This is a genomic window from Virgisporangium ochraceum (genome assembly GCF_016863655.1).
GTDB lineage: Bacteria > Actinomycetota > Actinomycetes > Mycobacteriales > Micromonosporaceae > Virgisporangium > Virgisporangium ochraceum.
Genome location: NZ_BOPH01000033.1, coordinates 1 through 16,589, shown reverse-complemented (window position 1 = coordinate 16,589; position 16,589 = coordinate 1). Strand labels below are relative to the sequence as shown.

Below are 16,589 nucleotides of genomic sequence, written 5' to 3'. Positions count from 1 at the left end.
GAGTCAGAAAGCGAGCTTCCCGGCGTCGCCGGTGAGGCCGGCCGAGGACCCGACCCGCACCTCCTGGGCCCTGGCGCCCTCGGGTAGCAGCGGCACGGTCCGGCGGAGCTCACCGGTCAGCCGGATCGCGCCGCCTTCCCGCACCATGAGGTGCGTGTTGTCGTACCAGCCCAGCACCCGGCCGGCGTCCGGCAGTCCGCGCGGGAGAACGGCGATCCGGGTCGTGAGGTCCACGACCCGGCACCGGCCGGGTTCGACCGGATCCAGGGCGATCCGGGTGCCGTCGGGCGAGACCACGCCGGTACCGGCCGGCCCGCCCGGCACCTCGGCGGTGCCGGTCTCCCGGCCCTGGAGGTCGTAGCGGTCGACGTGCGTGCTCCCCCCGCCGGCCGACCGGACCAGCATCACGCCCGCCCCGCCGGGGGTCCAGCCGAAGCCCGCGCCGGCGGCGTTGTGGATGCGGTCGTCGGGCAGGGCGACCGGGCGCGTGGACAGGCTCTCCGCGTCGACCACGACGAAGCCTCCGCCGCTCCCGCGCGGCCGGACGGTGAACAGGAGCTGCCGGCCGTCGGGCGACCAGGTGCCGTGCGTCGTGTAGCCCGGTGCCGGCAGGTCCAGCCAGCGGACCTCGCCGGTGGCCCGGTCGAGCAGCCCCCACCGCGACGGGTGGGCCACGCTGTTGTCGCCCCGGTGCACCAGCACCGGGTCGCCGTCCGGGGCGGGCACGACCTCGTTGTACGGAACCTCCCCGTACCGACCGGTCGCGGGGTCCAGCAGGAGCGAGACGTCGTCGGCCGGTCCCGGGTCACCGGACCGGATGATGCCGCTGTACGCGGTCACCACAAAGGGTTTCTCCGCGGGTCCCTGCGCCGGACCGGCTGTCGGACCGGTGCCGCCGACGACGAGCGGCACGCCGACGGACACCGCGGCGACCACGGCGACGGCGGTGACCGACAGGCGCGCCACCCGCTGGCGGCCGGCCCTGCGGATGGCGCCCTGCGCCAGGTCGGGCGGCGGCGCGACGCCGGTGAGGTCGTCGAGCGCGGCGCGCACGGCGCCTTCGAGTCGGGTGGTCACGGGTGGGCCTCCTGCCGGTCGTCGAGTTCGGGACATGTCACGCGGATCCGTTCCAGGGCACGGGCGGCCTGGCTGCGGACGGTCGACGGGGTGCAGCGGAGGATCCGCGCGATCTCGTCGTCGTCGAGGTCGTCGAGGTAGCGCATGACGAGCACCGCGCGCTGCTTCGGCGCCAGGAGCATCAGCGACCGCCGCAGCGTCAGGTTCAGGTCGACCCGGTCGGTCGGGTCGGCGCCGGGCCGGTCGGGAGGCCGGTCAGTGACCACCTCCCGACCCGTCATCGGCCGCCGCCACCAGCTCACCCGCTGGCGGTACAGGGCGCTGCGGATGTACGCCTCGGGGTTGCCGTGCCGGATCCGGCCCCAGTGGCGGTAGGCCCGCGCCAGCACGGTCTGCAGCAGGTCCTCGGCCTGCTGGCGGTGACCGGTCAGCGCCAGCGCGGTCCGGAACAGGGCGTGCGACCGCGCACCGACGAACGCGATGTAGTCCTGCCGGCTATCCGGATCCATGAAGTCTCCCCACGTCCATGACCTTATGAACGCGGGGGGAATCCGGTCCGCTGCGTCACGCGGCCGGCAGTGTGCCGGCGGCGCCGGCCGCCTCGATCGCTGTTTCAGAGTCAGGATCGCGATCTGCGGAAGGACCGTGCGGTTGGGCCGCCAGACCCGGGCCGCGAGGGTCACTCACGGTGGCACCGTGCGGGCGGCGCGGCATCCTTGATCAACTTCCCTGGAACGAACGTGAAGCCACGCTGGACTTTCTTCCAGAGAAGTTGATCATCCCGGAGGCCCGCGGGCACCAACGAATCAGCGACTCGGGACACTCGGGACCCTAGGCGCTGGCGTCGCAGGTGCCCTTCGGCAGCGTCGGCCGACCGGCCTGGCCCAGCGCCTGCCGCTGCGAGGTGAACGACGCGAGCTCGCGGAACTCGGTGCCGATGAGGACGTCGACGGTGTCGTCGGTGCGGTCGATGTCGAACGTGAGCTTCGCTTTGTTGAGGAAGTAGGCGCGCACGATCCAGGCCGCGCCCACCGCCTGTGGCCCGTACCGGATCTCGGCGATGGACTTCAACGCCGGCGGCGGCGCCGTCTCCTCCTTGACCACCGTGAACCGGTTGCTGCGGAACTCGCTCGCCACCTGGCCGGCGAGCCCGGGCGAGGTGGTGGCGTTGAAGACGTTGAGCTTCACGGCCGAGTTGTCGTCGGGCAGTGTCATGTTCGCCGGCACGGCGCCGTCGACGCAGCCGGTTGCCGCCTGGGCGTCCTGGCCGTCACGGAGAATGGTCACCGTGAGCGCGATCGAGGCGCACACGAAGAGTGCTCCCATCACGACAAGTGCCCGCAGGCGTGCGAAACTCATGGACCTGTCCCTACCCATCCGCCACTGGCGTAACGCCGGACGCAGGTCACATGGTTGCAACGACCGGGACGGTAGCGTGCGAACGTGAACACGATCACGTTCCGGCCGTACCTGCTTGCCGTGGAATGGGGACCCGGTGAGTGGCCGGTTCTCGACATCGCGATCGACGGTGTTCCGCTCCTCGACCGGGTCCGGGAGCTGGAGCTGCCCTACGCACGGGCCGAGGAGCTCGAACGGGCCGACGAGTTCACCGACTACCCGCCGGGCACGCTCACGGCGGAGCTCGCCGGCAACTACATGCCCCTGACGAGCACCTACGGCTGGCCGAGCCGGCACCTTCTGGGCGAGCCCACCGACCTGCCGCACGGCGCCGACGAGGGCGAGACGATGCTGCTGCAGTGCACCTGCGGCATCCCCGACTGCTGGGCGTTGCTCGCGAAGGTCGCGGTGACCAGGCACGTCGTGACGTGGTCGGGCTTCCGCAACAGCAACCGCGGCTGGGATCTGGGCGCCCTCGGGCCGTTCGAGTTCAGCCGCTCGCAGTACGAGCGGGCGCTACGGACCGGACCTCGGCGTCGACGAGGAAGGCGGTCGACGGAACCCGGCGCCGGGTGACGATCCGCGGCCGTACCGGCAGGTCGGCGACATACGCTGCTGTTCATGCCCACGTCACGGCTGAGCGCGCGCCAGGCGGACCTCATCGACCGCCTGCAGGCCCTGTTCCTGGCCGAGGGTTTCGCCGCGTTCAGCATCGGCGACCTCACCGACCGGCTGCGCTGCTCGCGCACCACCCTCTACGCGCTGGCTCCGAGCAAGGAGCAGCTGGTGCTCACCGTGGTGCGGGCGTACTTCCGCACCGCCGCCGAGCACATCGAGGCCCGCGTCGCCGCCACCGACGACCCGCTCGAGAAGCTCGCCGTGTACCTGGAAGCGGTGGCGTCGGAGCTGCAGCCGGTGTCGGCCGAGTTCTTCGCCGACCTCGCCGACTTCGGCCCCGGCAACGACGTGTACCAGGAGAACACCCGCTTCGCCGCGCACCGCGTGCAGGCGCTGGTGACCGACGGTGTCAAGGCCGGTGCGCTCCGCCCGGTCGACGCCTCGTTCGTCGGCGCCGCGGTGGCACAGGTGATGGGCGCGATCCAGCGGGGCGAGATCCAGGCCGGCACGGGACTGGACGCGGCGGCCGCCTACCGCAACCTCGCCGACCTGATCCTCACCAGCCTGGCCGCTACCGGACGGTGACCGTCCGCACGGTGACCCCGAGCGTCGGCGCACCGTCACCCGGCCCGTTGCCACCGGGTTCCACGCCGCCCGCGGCGACCCGGTCGACGACGTCCAGGCCGGTCGTCACGGTGCCGAAGACCGTGTAGTCCGCCTGGATCTCGCTCTCGCGGTAGACGATGAAGAACTGGCTCCCGTTCGTGTCGGGACCGGCGTTGGCCATCGCCACGACGCCGCGGGTGTACCTCGCGCCCGCGAGGTTCTCGTCGGCGATCTGGTAGTCGGGGCCGCCCGTGCCGTCACCGACCGGGTCGCCGCACTGCAGCACGTAGATGCTCTGGACGGTCAGCCGGTGGCACGTCGTGTTGTCGAAGAACCGCTTGGCGGCCAGGTGTTCGAGGCTCGCCACCGTGCACGGCGTCTTCGCCCGGTCCATGGAGATGGTGAGCTCACCCTGGTCCGTCGTCAGCGTCATGGTCGCCGTGCCGGCGCGGGTGGCCCGGCTGAAGTCCGGCGGGCCGACGGCCTTGCCGCGGGCGACGGGTACCGCCCGGCAGTCCGGCGCCGGACCGGCCTGCGCCGGCTGCGCGGTCTCCGCCACGGCGTCACCCGCCGACGCGGCCCGCGGCTGCTCGTCGTCGCGGCTGACGAGCACCGCGACGCCCGTGATCACGCCGCCGACACAGACGACCAGCGCGACGACCACCGCCACCACGATCATGGCGATGGTCTTCCCCTGACCACCGCCCGGCCGGCCGTTGGACCCCGGCGGCGGGCCGTACGGAGGCTGGCCGTACTGAGGCTGGCCGTACGGGGGCGGGTTTCCGGGTGGTGCGTAGCTCACCGGGGCAGCCTAGGCCTAGCGGGGTGCCATCCGGAGCGCGCCGTCCATGCGGATCGTCTCGCCGTTCAGGTAGTCGTGACCGACGATGAGCAGCACGAGGCTGGCGAACTCGGCCGGCGTGGCGAGCCGCTTCGGGAACGGAATCCCGGCGGCGAGACCGGCCCGGAACTCCTCGGAGATGGTGGCCAGCATCGGGGTGTCGACGATCCCCGGTGCGACCGTGTTGACCCGGATGCCGTACTGCGCCAGGTCCCGCGCCGCCGGCAGGGTCAGCCCGACCACGCCGCCCTTCGACGACGAGTACGCCGCCTGCCCGACCTGGCCCTCGTACGCCGCGACCGACGCGGTGTTCACGATGACGCCGCGCTGGCCGTCGCCGTCGGGTTCGGTCTGCGCGATCGCCTCGGCAGCGAGGGCGAGCATGTTGAACGTGCCGATCAGGTTGACCTGGATGACCTTCGCGTACAGGGCCAGGTCGTGCACGCCCTTGCGGCCGAGGATGCGGGCCGACGGGCCGATGCCGGCGCAGTTCACGACCGTCCGAAGTGGAGCGTCGGCGGACGCGGCCGCGACCGCCGCGCGGACCTGCTCCGGGTCGGTGACGTCGGCCTCGACGTAGGTGATGCCCTCGACCTCCGGGGCGGACCTGATGCTCGTCGCCAGGTCGACGGCGTACACCCGGGCCCCCTCCGAGGCGAGTGCCGCCGCGGTCGCCCCGCCCAGCCCCGACGCTCCCCCGGTGACGATCGCCGCCGTTCCCTCGACCCGCATCTAGTTCTTCCTCTCGTGACTGGCTGCCAGTGCCCGGCTGATGACGACCCGCTGGATCTGGTTGGTGCCCTCGAAGATCTGCATGACCTTGGCCTCGCGCATGAAGCGCTCCATCGGGAAGTCCCGGGTGTAGCCGTAGCCACCGTAGACCTGCACCGCGTCGGTGGTGACGCGCATCGCGTTGTCGGTCGCGACCAGTTTCGCGATGGCCGCCTCGCGGCTGAACGGCAGGCCGGCGTCCTTGAGCCGGGCCGCGTGCAGCATGGTGGCCCGGCCGGTCTGCACCGCCACGTCCATGTCGGCGAGCAGGAACGCGAGCCCCTGGTGGTCGATGATCGGCCGGCCGAACGTCTCCCGCTCGCGGGCGTAGCCGACGGCGCGGTCGAGCGCACCCTGCGCGAGCCCGGTGGCGACGGCCGCGATGCCGAGACGGCCGGAGTCGAGCGCGGTCAGCGCGATGCGCAGACCGGCGCCCTCCGGGCCCAGGCGCCGGTTCGTCGGGACGCGGACGCCGTCGAAACGCACGGTGGCGGTAGCGGACCCGGTGAGCCCCATCTTGCGCTCCGGCGGGTCGACGACGAGGCCCTCGGCGTCGGCCGGCACCAGGAAGCAGGAGATCCCGGTACGCTCCGCCGAGGTGCGTGCCATCACCTGGTAGAAGTCGGCGTACCCGCCGTGGGTGGTCCACGCCTTGGCGCCGGTGATCACGTAGTCGTCGCCGTCGCGGACGGCCCGGGTGGTCATCGCGGCCGGGTCGGAGCCGGCCTGCGGCTCGCTGAGGCAGTACGCGCCGAGCAGGTCGCCACCGAGCATGGCGGGCAGCCATTCGGCCTTCCGCTCCTCCGTGCCGAACTCGGCCAGCCCGAAGCAGCTGAGCACGTGGACGCTCATGCCGACACCGACGCTCGCCCACACCGCGCCGATCTCCTCGAGTACCTGCAGGTAGACCTCGTACGGCTGGCAGCCGCCGCCGAACCGCTCCGGGTACGGCAGGCTCAGCAGTCCGGCCGCGCCGAGCGTGCGGAAGACGTCGCGGGGGAACTCGGCCTCCGCCTCGGCCCGGTCGACCCGGGGCGCCAGCTCCCGGTCGGCGATGTCGCGCACCAGCTTGATGAGATCGGCGCTCTCGGGCGTGGGCAGCAGGCGGGACACGGGCATCGCGGCGGCTCCCCTGGAGCGAGCAGGTGTACTGGATCGAGTACGACAGTATCATTCGCCGTACCCACGGTCCCACCGAACCGCCGAAACTTTCTATTCGATTAGACGTCCGTAGATGTGTTATCGAATATTCGACACCTTTCCTGGAACCGTCACAGAAATCCCTTGGGGGCCTGTCCCGGCGCGGCCAATCGGGCAAAGAATCCAGATCCATCGCTGCGATCCCGAATTGGCCGATGTGAGAGGTCCGCCATGCCTTCACAGCCAAGTCCCCAAGCCACCCACAACCTCAGCCGCCGCGGGTTCATCAGCGCGGTGGGCGCCGGTGCCGCCGGAGCGGTCGCTCTGGGCGGCGAGGCGCTGGCCGACCCGGCACAGGCCGGCGCGGCCGCACAGGGCGCGACCGCCCAGCCCGGCCTGCTCGCCACGCCCGCCGACCGGTTCGGCCGGATCTTCCCGGACCTGCCTCCGTTCGTCCCCGCCGACGACCGCCGCCGGGCCGCGCTCATCGACATGGGCAAGGTCGGCGGGATCCTGGACGCCCGCGACAACCTCGCCGCCGGCCCGGTCGCCCTCGTCGCCGACCTGTCGCTCAGCGAGACCAACCGCAACAACCCGGAGCACACGGCCGGCCTGACGTTCCTCGGCCAGTTCCTCGACCACGACATGACGTTCGACAACTCGTCGACGCTCGGCGTACCGACCGCTCCGGAGGCGACGCCGAACCTCCGCACGCCGGCGTTCGACCTCGACTCGGTCTACGGTGCCGGGCCCAACGGCAGCCCGAACCTGTACCAGTCCGACCGGCTCAAGCTGCGGATCGAGTCCGGCGGCCTGTTCGAGGACCTGCCGCGCAACGCCAACCGGTCGGCGATCATCTCCGATCCCCGCAACGACGAGAACCTCATCATCTCGGGCCTGCAGTGCGCGATGATCCTCGCGCACAACCGCGCCGTCGACGACCTGCGGGCACAGGGCGTGCCGCAGGCGCAGTTGTTCGACCGGGCCCGCCAGACGGTCACGTGGCACTACCAGTGGATCATCCTCAACGAGTTCCTGCCGCTGATCGTCGGCTCGTCGATGGTGCAGGACATCCGCGCCAACGGCCGGCGGTGGTACCGCCCCGAGCCGGGTCCGGCGTTCATCCCGGTGGAGTTCCAGGGCGCCGCCTACCGGTTCGGGCACAGCATGGTGCGCCCGTCCTACCGCGCCAACCGCACGGGCGACGTGGGCGGCAACCCGGCCACCGGCGCACCCGCCTTCTTCGGCATGATCTTCGACCCCGCCGGTGAGGGCCGGGCCGACCCGGTCGACCTCCGCGGTGGCGCCCGCGCCCGCCGCCGGTTCATCGGATGGGAGACGTTCTTCGACTTCGGCGGCGACATGACGCAGCACGTGCGTCCCCCTAAACGGATCGACACGAAGCTCTCCACGCCGCTGTTCAACCTGCCGCTCGGCGCGATCGGCGCGAACGCCCAGCCACCGACCTCGCTGGCCCAGCGCAACCTGCTGCGGCATCTGACCTGGTCGATCCCGGCCGGGCAGCGGATCGCGCAGAACATGGGCGCGCCGATGCTGCACCTGCAGGAACTGGCCCACTACGGCGTCGCGCTGGAGAACCAGACCCCGCTCTGGTACTACGTGCTCGCCGAGGCCGAACGGCTGCAGGACGGGCTGCGGCTCGGCCCGGTCGGCGGACGCATCGTCGGCGAGGTGTTCATCGGGCTGCTGCAACTGGACCCGCGGAGCTTCCTCGCGGCCCAGCCGGGCTGGCGGCCGACCCTGCCGGCACAGACCCCCGGCACGTTCAGGATGATCGATCTGCTCCGGTACGCCAGGGTCGACCCGGCCAGCCGTGGCTCATAGCCGACCCGAACCTTTACAACCGGGATCGACGCTACGACACTCGTTACTACTTTTGCACCGAATCGCTGGTCCAGGCCGGGATCCAGGGAGGCCGGTGTGACCATGCCGGAGCCTGACACCGGGTCCGTCCGGATCGCCATCCGTTCGGACCGCCGGATGTTCCACGACACGCTGGCGGCCTGCCTGGCCGCGCGGCCCGACTTCTGCGTGGTCGGGCACGTCACGGCCGGGCAGGACCTGCTCGACCTGTGCCGCCTGCGCCGGCCCGACATCGTGCTGTTCGACGCCGGCGCCGACATCGCGACCTGCGCCCGGCTGCTCACCGAACTCCGACGCCGGCACGGCCCGGTCTGCCTGATCCTCACGTACGAACACCTGACCCGGGCCGGGATCACGCTCGCGGCCCGGCTCGGCATCGACGCGCTCGTACCGCACTCCCACGGCCTCGACGCGCTGCGGGCGCTGCTGCGGCGGCACGCCGAGGCCCTGCGGGCGCACCCGCCACCGCCCGACGAGCACGGGCTCACCGAGCAGGAGCGCCAGATCATCGCGGCGCTGAGCGCCGGGCACACCGTCGACCGCGTCGCCGACCTGCTGCAGGTCACCCGGTGCACGGTCGAGAACATCAAGCGGCGGATCTACCAGAAGATGCGGGTCAGCAACCAGAGCCACGCGATCGCGCGGGCCGCCGCGCTCGGCCTGGTCGACCGCAGGGCGCTGCCGCGGCCGCGGCTGTTCGAGGGCGCCGTCGGGGCCAGCGCGGCGCTGCGGGTGGTGGTCTTCGGACCCGACACGCCGACCCGCCGCCGCGTCGTGATGGCCCTGCTCGACTGCCACGTCCCGATGATGCTCAACCCCGGGGTCGACGGCGCGCCCTTCGCCTGGAACGGCCACCCGCTGGACCCCGTGGTCGCGGTGCTCACCGATCCCGAGCCGGAGCAGTGGGACGCCATCGCCGAGATCGACGTGCCGATGCTCCTGGTCGGGTCGCGTCCGCTGTCGCGCGCCGAGGCACTGGCCGCGCTCGGCCGCGGGGTCGTCGGGCTCATCGACGCCGACCGGCTGGAGCAGAACCTGCTGCCGGCGCTGACGCTCACCGCGACCGGCCACCTCACGGTCAGCTCCACGCTCGCCGACGGCGTGGTGGCCGGCGTCCGGGCCCGGGCCGGCGACACCGACCGGGCGCTGCCCGAGCTGACCACGCGCGAACACGACATCCTGCGGTCGATCGCGTCCGGCGACACGGTGCGGCAGACCGCCCGCACGTTGGGCATCGCGCAGAAGACGGTCGAGAACATCCAGGCCCGGCTGTTCCGCAAGCTGGGGGTGCACAACCGGTCGGGCGCGGTGGCCTCGGCACACTCGCTGGGCCTGCTCGGCGACGACGAGGTGCCGGTCTGACCCCTATCGGACCGGCGTGAAGCGCAGCACCGCGCCCTTGTCGCGGACGGTGCGGACCGCCGCCCGGATGCCGTTCATCTGTACGGTGCCGCTGCTGCCGGTCACCGTGCTGCGCAGATAGCCCTGCGGGTCCTCGTTGCGGAGCTCCACGCGCTGGGGCGGGGTGAACGTCACCTCCAGCGCCGGTAGGCCGAACCGCGGGTCCAGCGGCACCGCGACCGACCCGGTCACCGCGATCTCGCACGTGCCGTCGAAGCACGCGGAGACGTCGTTCCCGTTCTCGGCCGCGAGCCCATCGGCACCGGCCGGGGCCGACGGCCCCGTGGACCCGGCGGACCCGGCGGATCCGGTGGACCCGGCGGGCCCGGTGGACCCGATCCACCGCGCCTCCGACGAGGTCGCGCACCCGGCCAGCACCACCATGAGAGCGATCCCCACCGCCCCGGCCCGCATCATCGGGCCACGATGGCGCACCGGGCTACACACGACCTACACGTCAGGCGGCGACGGCGACCGACGCGGGCGGCACGGCCATCCCGGCGCGGAACAGGTTGTCGGGGTCCACGGTGGACTTGACGCGGCGCAGCGCCGCCCAGTTCTCCGGCGTGAACGCGGTGTGCGTGCGCGCCGGATCGCCGAGGAAGTTGAGGAAGCTGCTGCCGATGCCGGCCCGGGCCAGTTCGGGCGACGTCGGTACCGCGTCGAGGATCACCGACAGCGGCGCGTCGCGGTGCGCGGCCGCACCGGTGTCGCGGGCGATGCGGCCGCCCCAGTGCCGGACCTCGACCGTGCAGCCGGGCTCGGCCACCAGCGCGTCCACGAGGCGGTCGTCGAGCGCGCGCACCTGGTCGAAGGTGACCGCGGACGTGCCACCCATGGCCGCGTCGGCGTAGTCGAGCACCCGCATGCCGTCGGCGACGACGGGTCCGGCCACCGTCCACAGTGGAGCGAGCAGGGCCCGGCCGCGGTCGGCGGGGCCGGCGTACATGGCCTTGATGGCCATCGTCCCGTCGCGGTGCAGCAGCACGGCGGTGCTCAGGTCGTCGGGGACCCGCTCGACCCACCCGCGGTAGAAGGCCAGCGTCTCGGCGGCGCGGTCGCGCCCGAACGTGACCGCGCCCGCGTACACCGGCGCCATCTCGTACAGCCGGAACTCCAGCCCGGTCACCACGCCGAAGGACCCGCCACCGCCGCGCAGCGCCCAGAGCAGGTCGTCGCGGGCGGTCACCACGCCGCCGTCGGCCAGCACGACCCGCGCGCCGAGCACGCTGTCGGCCGCGAGCCCGTGCCTGCGGGCCAGCCATCCGAGGCCGCCGCCCAGCGTGTACCCGGTGACCCCGACGTCCGGCGAGGACCCCGACAGCGGCGCCAGCCCGAACGGCGCGGCCGCGGCCAGCACGTCGCGCCACCGCGCGCCCGGCCCTACCCGGGCCACCCGGCGGTGCGGGTCCACGACCACGCCGGCCATCGCGTCGGTGCGCAGCAGCAGCGCGCCGTCGTGTGCTGTGTGGGTCCCATGGCCCGTCGCCTGAACCGCGAACGGCAGCGACCGGCGGCGGGCCTCGACCACGGCGGCGCGGACATCGGCGGTGCTCTCCGCCGGCACCACGACGGCCGGACGCGGGTCGAGGGTGGGCCTGAGGGCCTTGCGGCCGTTGTCGTATCCGGCGTCACCGGGGTGCAGGAAGGTCGTCATACCCGTTCGACCTTCCGCGTCCGCGGAAATCACCGGTGGCCGGGCCGATGACTTTCCGGCCGCCACGTCGTCCTACCCGGATGACCTCCATCAGGGTCGCCGCCGACCTCACGCGGGCCGACATCCCGGGCCTGTGCGCGGACCTGGCCGACATGCTGCGCCACCGGCGAGAGGGCACGGTCGTCTGTGACGTGCGGGCCGTCACCCGGCCCGACGTGGTGACCGTCGAAGCGCTCGCCCGGCTGCGGCTGACCGCCCGGCGGCACGGCCGCACGCTCGTGGTCGAGGGCGCGGGCCCGCAACTGCGGGGGCTGATCGGCCTACTGGGGCTGGCCGAACCGCTCGGGCAGCCCGAACAACGGGAAGAGCCGGTCGGTGTCGAGGAAGTTGTTGATGCCCGTGATCCGCCCGCCTGAGGTCTCCAGCACGATCACCGCCCACGGCACGTCGCCGCCGTCGTGGTACTGGCCGAACGCCGGCATGCCGTTGGCCACCAACGGAACCAGCCGCGAGTTGCGGCACACGCTGCCCGTGCCGAGCATCCACGCGGCGATGTCGTCGCGGCCGCGCAGCCACAGCGGCAGCGGCGGCATCGACAGCGTCGCGTCCTCGTGCAGCAGCGCGGTGAGCGCGGTGATGTCGTACGCCTCGAACGCCTCGACGTAGCGCTTCAGCAGAGCCTTCTGCCCGTCGTCGAGGGGCTTGAGGACGTCGGGTGCGGCGGGTGACGCGAGGGTGGCGCGGGCCCGCTGCAGTGCGCTGTTGACGCTCGGCACCGACGTGTCGAGCAGTTCCGCCACCTCCTGCGCCGACCAGGCGAGCACCTCGCGCAGGATCAGCACGGCGCGCTGCTTCGGCGGCAGGTTCTGCAGGGCGGAGACGAACGCCAGCCGGATCGACTCCCGCCCCGCGACCACGTTCGCCGGGTTCTGCGGGAGCACCCGCTCGTCGGGCACCGGCCCGATCCAGATCTCCTCGGGCAGCGGCTCGCCCGGGTGGGTGGCGTGGCCGTCGCCGGCGGGGCCGAGGTCCATCGGCCGGGCCCGCCGCTGGACGCTGCCCAGCATGTCGAGACAGACGTTCGTCGCGATCCGGTACAGCCAGGACCGCAGGGCCGAACGGCCCTCGAACCGGTCGTACGCCTTCCAGGCGCGGACCATCGTCTCCTGCACGGCGTCTTCCGCCTCGAACGCCGAGCCCAGCATGCGGTAGCAGTAACCGGTCAGCTCCGACCGGTACTCCTCGAGCCGCGACTCGACGGATGTGGTGGCGCTCACGCACCCAACCTACCGCGACCGGGAATGCGCCGACGGGGCGCGCGTTGACCGGCGGTATGGACGATCTCGGGACCGTCTTCGAGCGGCTGCGCTGGACGGTGGCCGACTACCGGTCGCACCACCTGGGCCCCGGCGGATCACGGCACGAGGACGGTCCCGGGGTCCGGTTCCACTTCGTGCAGTCCGGCGGCCTCCGCGTGCGCGGCCCCGTGGGTGGCCCCGTGGGTGGCCCCTGGCACGGCGACGACCTGTCGGTCGACCTGCGCGCCGGCGACTTCCTCCTGCTGCCCCGCGGCGGCCCGCACACGGCCACCGCGACCGGGCCGGGCACCGTGGTGCACACCGGCCGGTTCGCGGTCACCTCGCCCGAGGCGGACGCGATCGTCGCGGCGATGCCGCCCTCCGTCGTCGCCTGCTGCATCGTCAACCGCGAGCCGGTGGTCGGCGCGCTCATCGAGGGCATGGCCGCCGAGGCGGGCAGCGGCCGGCCCGGCTCCGGTTCGGTGATCTCGCAACTGGCCGGTGCCGTCGCGATGGCCGCGCTCCGGTCGTGGGCCGAGTCGGACTGCGGCGACGCGCGCCTGCTGACGACCCCGTTGCACGACAGCGACGTCAGCCGCGCGCTCAGCGCGATCCACGGCGCGCCCGGTACACAGTGGACGGTCGACAGCCTCGCCCGGATCGCGCTCGCGTCACGGTCGGCGTTCGCGAAGAGGTTCCGCGACGCGGTGGGCGAGTCGCCGGCGCGGTACCTGGCCCGGGTCCGCATGGAGCAGGCGAAGCACCTGCTCGGCGAGCGCACCACGGTCGCGGAGGTGGCGGTACGGCTGGGGTACGGCTCGGAGGCCGCGTTCAGCCGGGCCTTCCGCCGTCACGCCGGTGTGCCGCCGGCCCGGTGGCGGCACACCGACGCGCGGGCGTTCACACCTTCCGTGCGCTAGCGAACAGCACCCCGCCGACCGCGGCCGCGGCTCCGGCGACCACCAGCGCCACCCGCACGTCGAACACGTCGAGCAGCACCCCGCCGACCGCCGCGCCGGAGGCGATCGCCACCTGGAACATGCCGGTCGTCAGGCTGCCCGCGGGCTCCAGCCGGTCGGGCTCGACGCGCGCGACCCATGTCATCACGAGGGTCGGCACCCCGCCGAACGCCGCGCCCCACACCGCGACCGCGCCGACCACCGCGCCGTAGGACCCCGACAGCACCGCGAACGCCGCCGTCGACGCGCCGATGAGCACCGGCGCCACCAGGATGCCGAGCCGCAGCCGCCGGTCGGCGATCTGTCCACTGAGGACGGTCCCGACGAACGTGCCCAGCCCGAAGACGGTCAGCAGCAACGCGAGCCGGCCCGGGTCCATCTCCGGCACCAGGTCGGCCGCCGGACGCACGTACGTGAACGCGGCGAAGTGCCCGCCGGCGACGAGCCCGACCGCGACCAGCCCGACCGCCATCGTGCGGGTGCGGGCCGTCGCGACCACCGTGCGCAGCCCCGGCGCGCCCGACGGTGCGACCGGCGGCAGCCAGGCCGCCAGTGCGAGCAGCGCCACGAGCGACAGCGCCGCCGCGAGCCAGAACACCGGCCGCCAGCCCCACGCCTCGCCGAGGTAGGTGCCGACCGGCACCGCCACCACGGTCGCCAGGGAGACGCCGACGTTCACGATCGTCATGCCGCGCCCCATGCGGTCGGCGGGCAGGATGCTGCCGACGACCGCGAGCGCCATCGCCCAGAACCCGGCGAGCGCCGCGCCGAGCAGCACCCGCGACGCGAGCAGCAGCCAGTACGACGGCGCCACCGCGACGAGCACGTTCGACAGCAGGCCCAGCAGCGTCAGCAGGATGAGCAGGGTGCGCCGGTCGAGCCGGGGCACGAGGGCGGCGATCGTCGGCGCGGTCAGCGCACCCATCACGGCCGTGGCCGTCACCGCCTGGCCGGCGGCGCCCTCGGTGGTGCCCATGTCGGCGGCGATGCGTGGAAGCAGGCTCGCCGGCAGGAACTCGGTCGTCACGAGCGCGAATATGCCGAACCCGACCGCGCCGACCGCGAGCCACGAGGAGCGCCCGACCGCCGCCGGCGCGGCCCCCGTGCGGGTCTCCGTTGATGTAATGGTCACGCGGACCAGCGTTGCCGGGCCCGGCATCCGCCGCTTGATCGTTCGTCGCGGATGTATGACCCATCGTCCGCCACCTAAACGCGTGACTCGGCGGGCAGGTCGGCCGCGACCGCGCCCAGCAGCCGCAGCGCGTGCTCCGACGGGCTGCCCGGCTCGGCGTGGTACACGAGCAGCGTCTGCCCCGGCGCCGCGTTCACCGAGAACGTCTCGTACGACAGCGTCAGGTCGCCGACCATCGGGTGCCGGTACCGCTTCACCCCCGAGGTCTTCATGGCGATGTCGTGCCGTGCCCAGTACCGCCGGAACTCCTCGCTCTTCAGCGACAGCTCCCCCACGAGGTCGGTGAGGCGCGGGTCGTCGAGGTCGCCGCCGGCCGTCGCGCGCAGGCTCGCCACGGTGTCGGCCGCGGCGCGGTGCCAGTCGGCGTAGACGCGCCGGGCGTCGGGGTCGAGGAACATCACCCGCACCTGGTTCTGGCCCTTCACCGAACAGTGGTTGACCGCGGCGGCCAGCCGGTTGTTGGCGAGCACGTCGAGGTACCGGCCGACCACGACCGCCGGGGTGTCGGGCCAGGCCTCCAGCAGACGCGCGAGCGCCGGTGCCACCCGCTCGGGCCGGGCCGGCCTGCGGCGCCGTCGGCTCACCGGCCGCGCCAGTTCCCGAAGGTGCGCGACGCCCTCCTCGTTGAGCGCGAACACCCGCGCCAGCGCGCCGATGACGGGCTCGGAGGGATGCTTGTCACGCCCCTGCTCCAGCCGCACGTAGTAGTCGGCGCTGATGCCGGCCAGCAGCGCCACCTCCTCGCGGCGCAGCCCGGGTGTGCGGCGGCGGCCCGGCTCCGGCAGCCCGAAGTCGTCGGGCCTGGCGACCTCCCGCCGCGCCCGGAGGAACTCGCCCAGCCGGTTCTCGGTCCGCATCCCACCAGGCTAGGTCGCCGGCGGCGCGGTTGCCTGGCCCTGTCACTCCCAGGAAAGCCTCCCCCTGGATGGGCCCGCGCGCCCCGACGACGGTGGAGCCATGACACACAACCTTTCCGGACGCACCGCTGTCGTCACCGGCGCCACGAGCGGCATCGGCGCCGCGACCGCCCGGCGCCTCGCCGCGGAGGGCGCGTCGGTCGCGCTCATCGGTCGGCGCGAGGCCCGTCTCAAGGAACTGGCCACCAGCATTGGACCGCGTGCGCTTCCCGTGGCCACCGACATCTCCGACTGGAGCGCGGTGCGGGCGGCCGCAACGACGATCCGCTCCGAACTGGGGCGCGTCGACCTGGTGGTGGCGAACGCCGGCGTGATGCTGGCCGCCCCGTTCGAGAAGGCCGACACGGCCGAGTGGAACGAGATGATCGCCACGAACCTCAACGGCCTGCTGTACACCGGCCGCGCGTTCGTCGACGACCTTCTCGCCGCCGCGGCGGCCGGCGAGCGGGCCGACCTGGTGCACGTCGGCTCGATCGGCGGGCACACCGTGTTCCCGAACTACGGCGTCTACGTGGCCACCAAGGCCGCCGTCGCCCACCTGACCCGCAACCTGCGCGCCGAGCTCGGCCCCCGCGGCGTGCGGGTGAAGAACGTCGAGCCGGGCTTCGTGGGCACCGAGCTCGGCGACGGCATGCTCGACGCCGGCCAGCGCGACCAGCTCGCCGAGTGGCGCGGGTCGCTCGAGATCCTCGACTCCGGGGACATCGCCGACGCGATCGCCTACGCGGCGGCCGCTCCCCGCCGGGTGAACCTGGCCGAGCTGGTGGTCGTCCCCACCCAGCAGGGCTAGGCCGCATCCTCCCATCTCCGCCGCCGCCCCCTTCCTCGCC

The 16,589-nt window shown here is 73.1% G+C and carries 18 protein-coding genes; 7 read left to right on the top strand and 11 right to left on the bottom strand.

Translation table 11 applies throughout. The features are described 5' to 3' along the window. Positions 1–3: 3 nt before the first annotated feature. From Voc01_RS13900 to Voc01_RS13890, 3 genes are all read right to left on the bottom strand, one after another. Complete coding sequence (locus Voc01_RS13900) at positions 4–1,077, bottom strand: TolB family protein (protein ID WP_203927812.1); 1,074 nt, start codon at positions 1,075–1,077, stop codon at positions 4–6. Further along, on the bottom strand, positions 1,074–1,586 hold the full coding sequence (locus Voc01_RS13895; RefSeq protein WP_203927811.1) for a SigE family RNA polymerase sigma factor: 513 nt from the start codon (positions 1,584–1,586) through the stop codon (positions 1,074–1,076). The genes Voc01_RS13900 and Voc01_RS13895 overlap by 4 nt, the downstream gene beginning before the upstream one ends. A 322-nt stretch (positions 1,587–1,908) precedes the next feature. Further along, positions 1,909–2,436 carry a LytR C-terminal domain-containing protein gene (locus Voc01_RS13890; protein WP_203927810.1) on the bottom strand — a complete coding sequence of 176 codons (528 nt, stop codon included), beginning with the start codon at positions 2,434–2,436 and terminating at the stop codon, positions 1,909–1,911. Positions 2,437–2,520: 84 nt separating this feature from the next. Between Voc01_RS13890 and Voc01_RS13885 the strand changes: the two genes are divergently transcribed. Next, positions 2,521–3,051, top strand: coding sequence for a hypothetical protein (locus Voc01_RS13885; protein ID WP_203927809.1), 531 nt, complete (start codon positions 2,521–2,523; stop codon positions 3,049–3,051). A 45-nt stretch (positions 3,052–3,096) separates the two neighbouring features. Next, entirely contained in the window at positions 3,097–3,678 is a 582-nt protein-coding gene (locus Voc01_RS13880) for a TetR/AcrR family transcriptional regulator (RefSeq protein WP_203927808.1), read from the top strand. Here Voc01_RS13880 and Voc01_RS13875 read toward each other — a convergent pair. Genes Voc01_RS13875 through Voc01_RS13865 form a run of 3 tightly spaced genes read right to left on the bottom strand, consistent with a single transcriptional unit; the run spans position 3,665 to position 6,430 of the window. Next, on the bottom strand, positions 3,665–4,501 hold the full coding sequence (locus Voc01_RS13875) for a peptidylprolyl isomerase (protein WP_203927807.1): 837 nt from the start codon (positions 4,499–4,501) through the stop codon (positions 3,665–3,667). The two genes, Voc01_RS13880 and Voc01_RS13875, sit on opposite strands and share 14 nt — an antisense overlap. A 15-nt stretch (positions 4,502–4,516) precedes the next feature. Then, the gene (locus Voc01_RS13870; protein WP_203927806.1) at positions 4,517–5,272 is read right to left on the bottom strand and encodes an SDR family NAD(P)-dependent oxidoreductase; all 756 of its coding nucleotides are present in this window, start codon (positions 5,270–5,272) and stop codon (positions 4,517–4,519) included. Continuing rightward, a complete protein-coding gene (locus tag Voc01_RS13865) occupies positions 5,273–6,430 on the bottom strand; it encodes an acyl-CoA dehydrogenase family protein (protein WP_203927805.1) in 1,158 nt (385 codons plus the stop codon). A 252-nt stretch (positions 6,431–6,682) separates the two neighbouring features. Between Voc01_RS13865 and Voc01_RS13860 the strand changes: the two genes are divergently transcribed. After that, on the top strand, positions 6,683–8,296 hold the full coding sequence (locus tag Voc01_RS13860; protein WP_203927804.1) for a peroxidase family protein: 1,614 nt from the start codon (positions 6,683–6,685) through the stop codon (positions 8,294–8,296). Positions 8,297–8,398: 102 nt separating this feature from the next. Further along, positions 8,399–9,697, top strand: a complete 1,299-nt coding sequence (locus Voc01_RS13855; protein WP_239160179.1) for a LuxR C-terminal-related transcriptional regulator — start codon at positions 8,399–8,401, stop codon at positions 9,695–9,697. Positions 9,698–9,700: 3 nt separating this feature from the next. Here Voc01_RS13855 and Voc01_RS13850 read toward each other — a convergent pair whose 3' ends face one another. Next, a complete protein-coding gene (locus tag Voc01_RS13850; protein WP_203927802.1) occupies positions 9,701–10,153 on the bottom strand; it encodes a collagen-like triple helix repeat-containing protein in 453 nt (150 codons plus the stop codon). A gap of 40 nt (positions 10,154–10,193) precedes the next feature. Next, complete coding sequence (locus tag Voc01_RS13845; protein WP_203927801.1) at positions 10,194–11,393, bottom strand: FAD-binding oxidoreductase; 1,200 nt, start codon at positions 11,391–11,393, stop codon at positions 10,194–10,196. Positions 11,394–11,473: 80 nt separating this feature from the next. Between Voc01_RS13845 and Voc01_RS13840 the strand changes: the two genes are divergently transcribed. Further along, positions 11,474–11,809: an STAS domain-containing protein gene (locus Voc01_RS13840; RefSeq protein WP_203927800.1), complete on the top strand. Its 336-nt coding sequence runs from the start codon at positions 11,474–11,476 to the stop codon at positions 11,807–11,809. On the opposite strand, the gene Voc01_RS13835 is transcribed toward Voc01_RS13840, so the two are convergent. Further along, positions 11,714–12,670 carry a sigma-70 family RNA polymerase sigma factor gene (locus Voc01_RS13835; RefSeq protein ID WP_203927799.1) on the bottom strand — a complete coding sequence of 319 codons (957 nt, stop codon included), beginning with the start codon at positions 12,668–12,670 and terminating at the stop codon, positions 11,714–11,716. The two genes, Voc01_RS13840 and Voc01_RS13835, sit on opposite strands and share 96 nt — an antisense overlap. Before the next feature lie 56 nt (positions 12,671–12,726). Between Voc01_RS13835 and Voc01_RS13830 the strand changes: the two genes are divergently transcribed. Further along, on the top strand, positions 12,727–13,611 hold the full coding sequence (locus tag Voc01_RS13830) for a helix-turn-helix domain-containing protein (RefSeq protein WP_203927798.1): 885 nt from the start codon (positions 12,727–12,729) through the stop codon (positions 13,609–13,611). On the opposite strand, the gene Voc01_RS13825 is transcribed toward Voc01_RS13830, so the two are convergent. Beyond that, positions 13,592–14,782, bottom strand: a complete 1,191-nt coding sequence (locus Voc01_RS13825; protein ID WP_203927797.1) for an MFS transporter — start codon at positions 14,780–14,782, stop codon at positions 13,592–13,594. The two genes, Voc01_RS13830 and Voc01_RS13825, sit on opposite strands and share 20 nt — an antisense overlap. A 74-nt stretch (positions 14,783–14,856) precedes the next feature. Next, positions 14,857–15,699 carry a helix-turn-helix transcriptional regulator gene (locus tag Voc01_RS13820; RefSeq protein ID WP_203927796.1) on the bottom strand — a complete coding sequence of 281 codons (843 nt, stop codon included), beginning with the start codon at positions 15,697–15,699 and terminating at the stop codon, positions 14,857–14,859. A gap of 100 nt (positions 15,700–15,799) precedes the next feature. Between Voc01_RS13820 and Voc01_RS13815 the strand changes: the two genes are divergently transcribed. Continuing rightward, the gene (locus tag Voc01_RS13815) at positions 15,800–16,549 is read left to right on the top strand and encodes an SDR family oxidoreductase (protein ID WP_203927795.1); all 750 of its coding nucleotides are present in this window, start codon (positions 15,800–15,802) and stop codon (positions 16,547–16,549) included. The last annotated feature ends 40 nt before the right edge of the window (positions 16,550–16,589 follow it).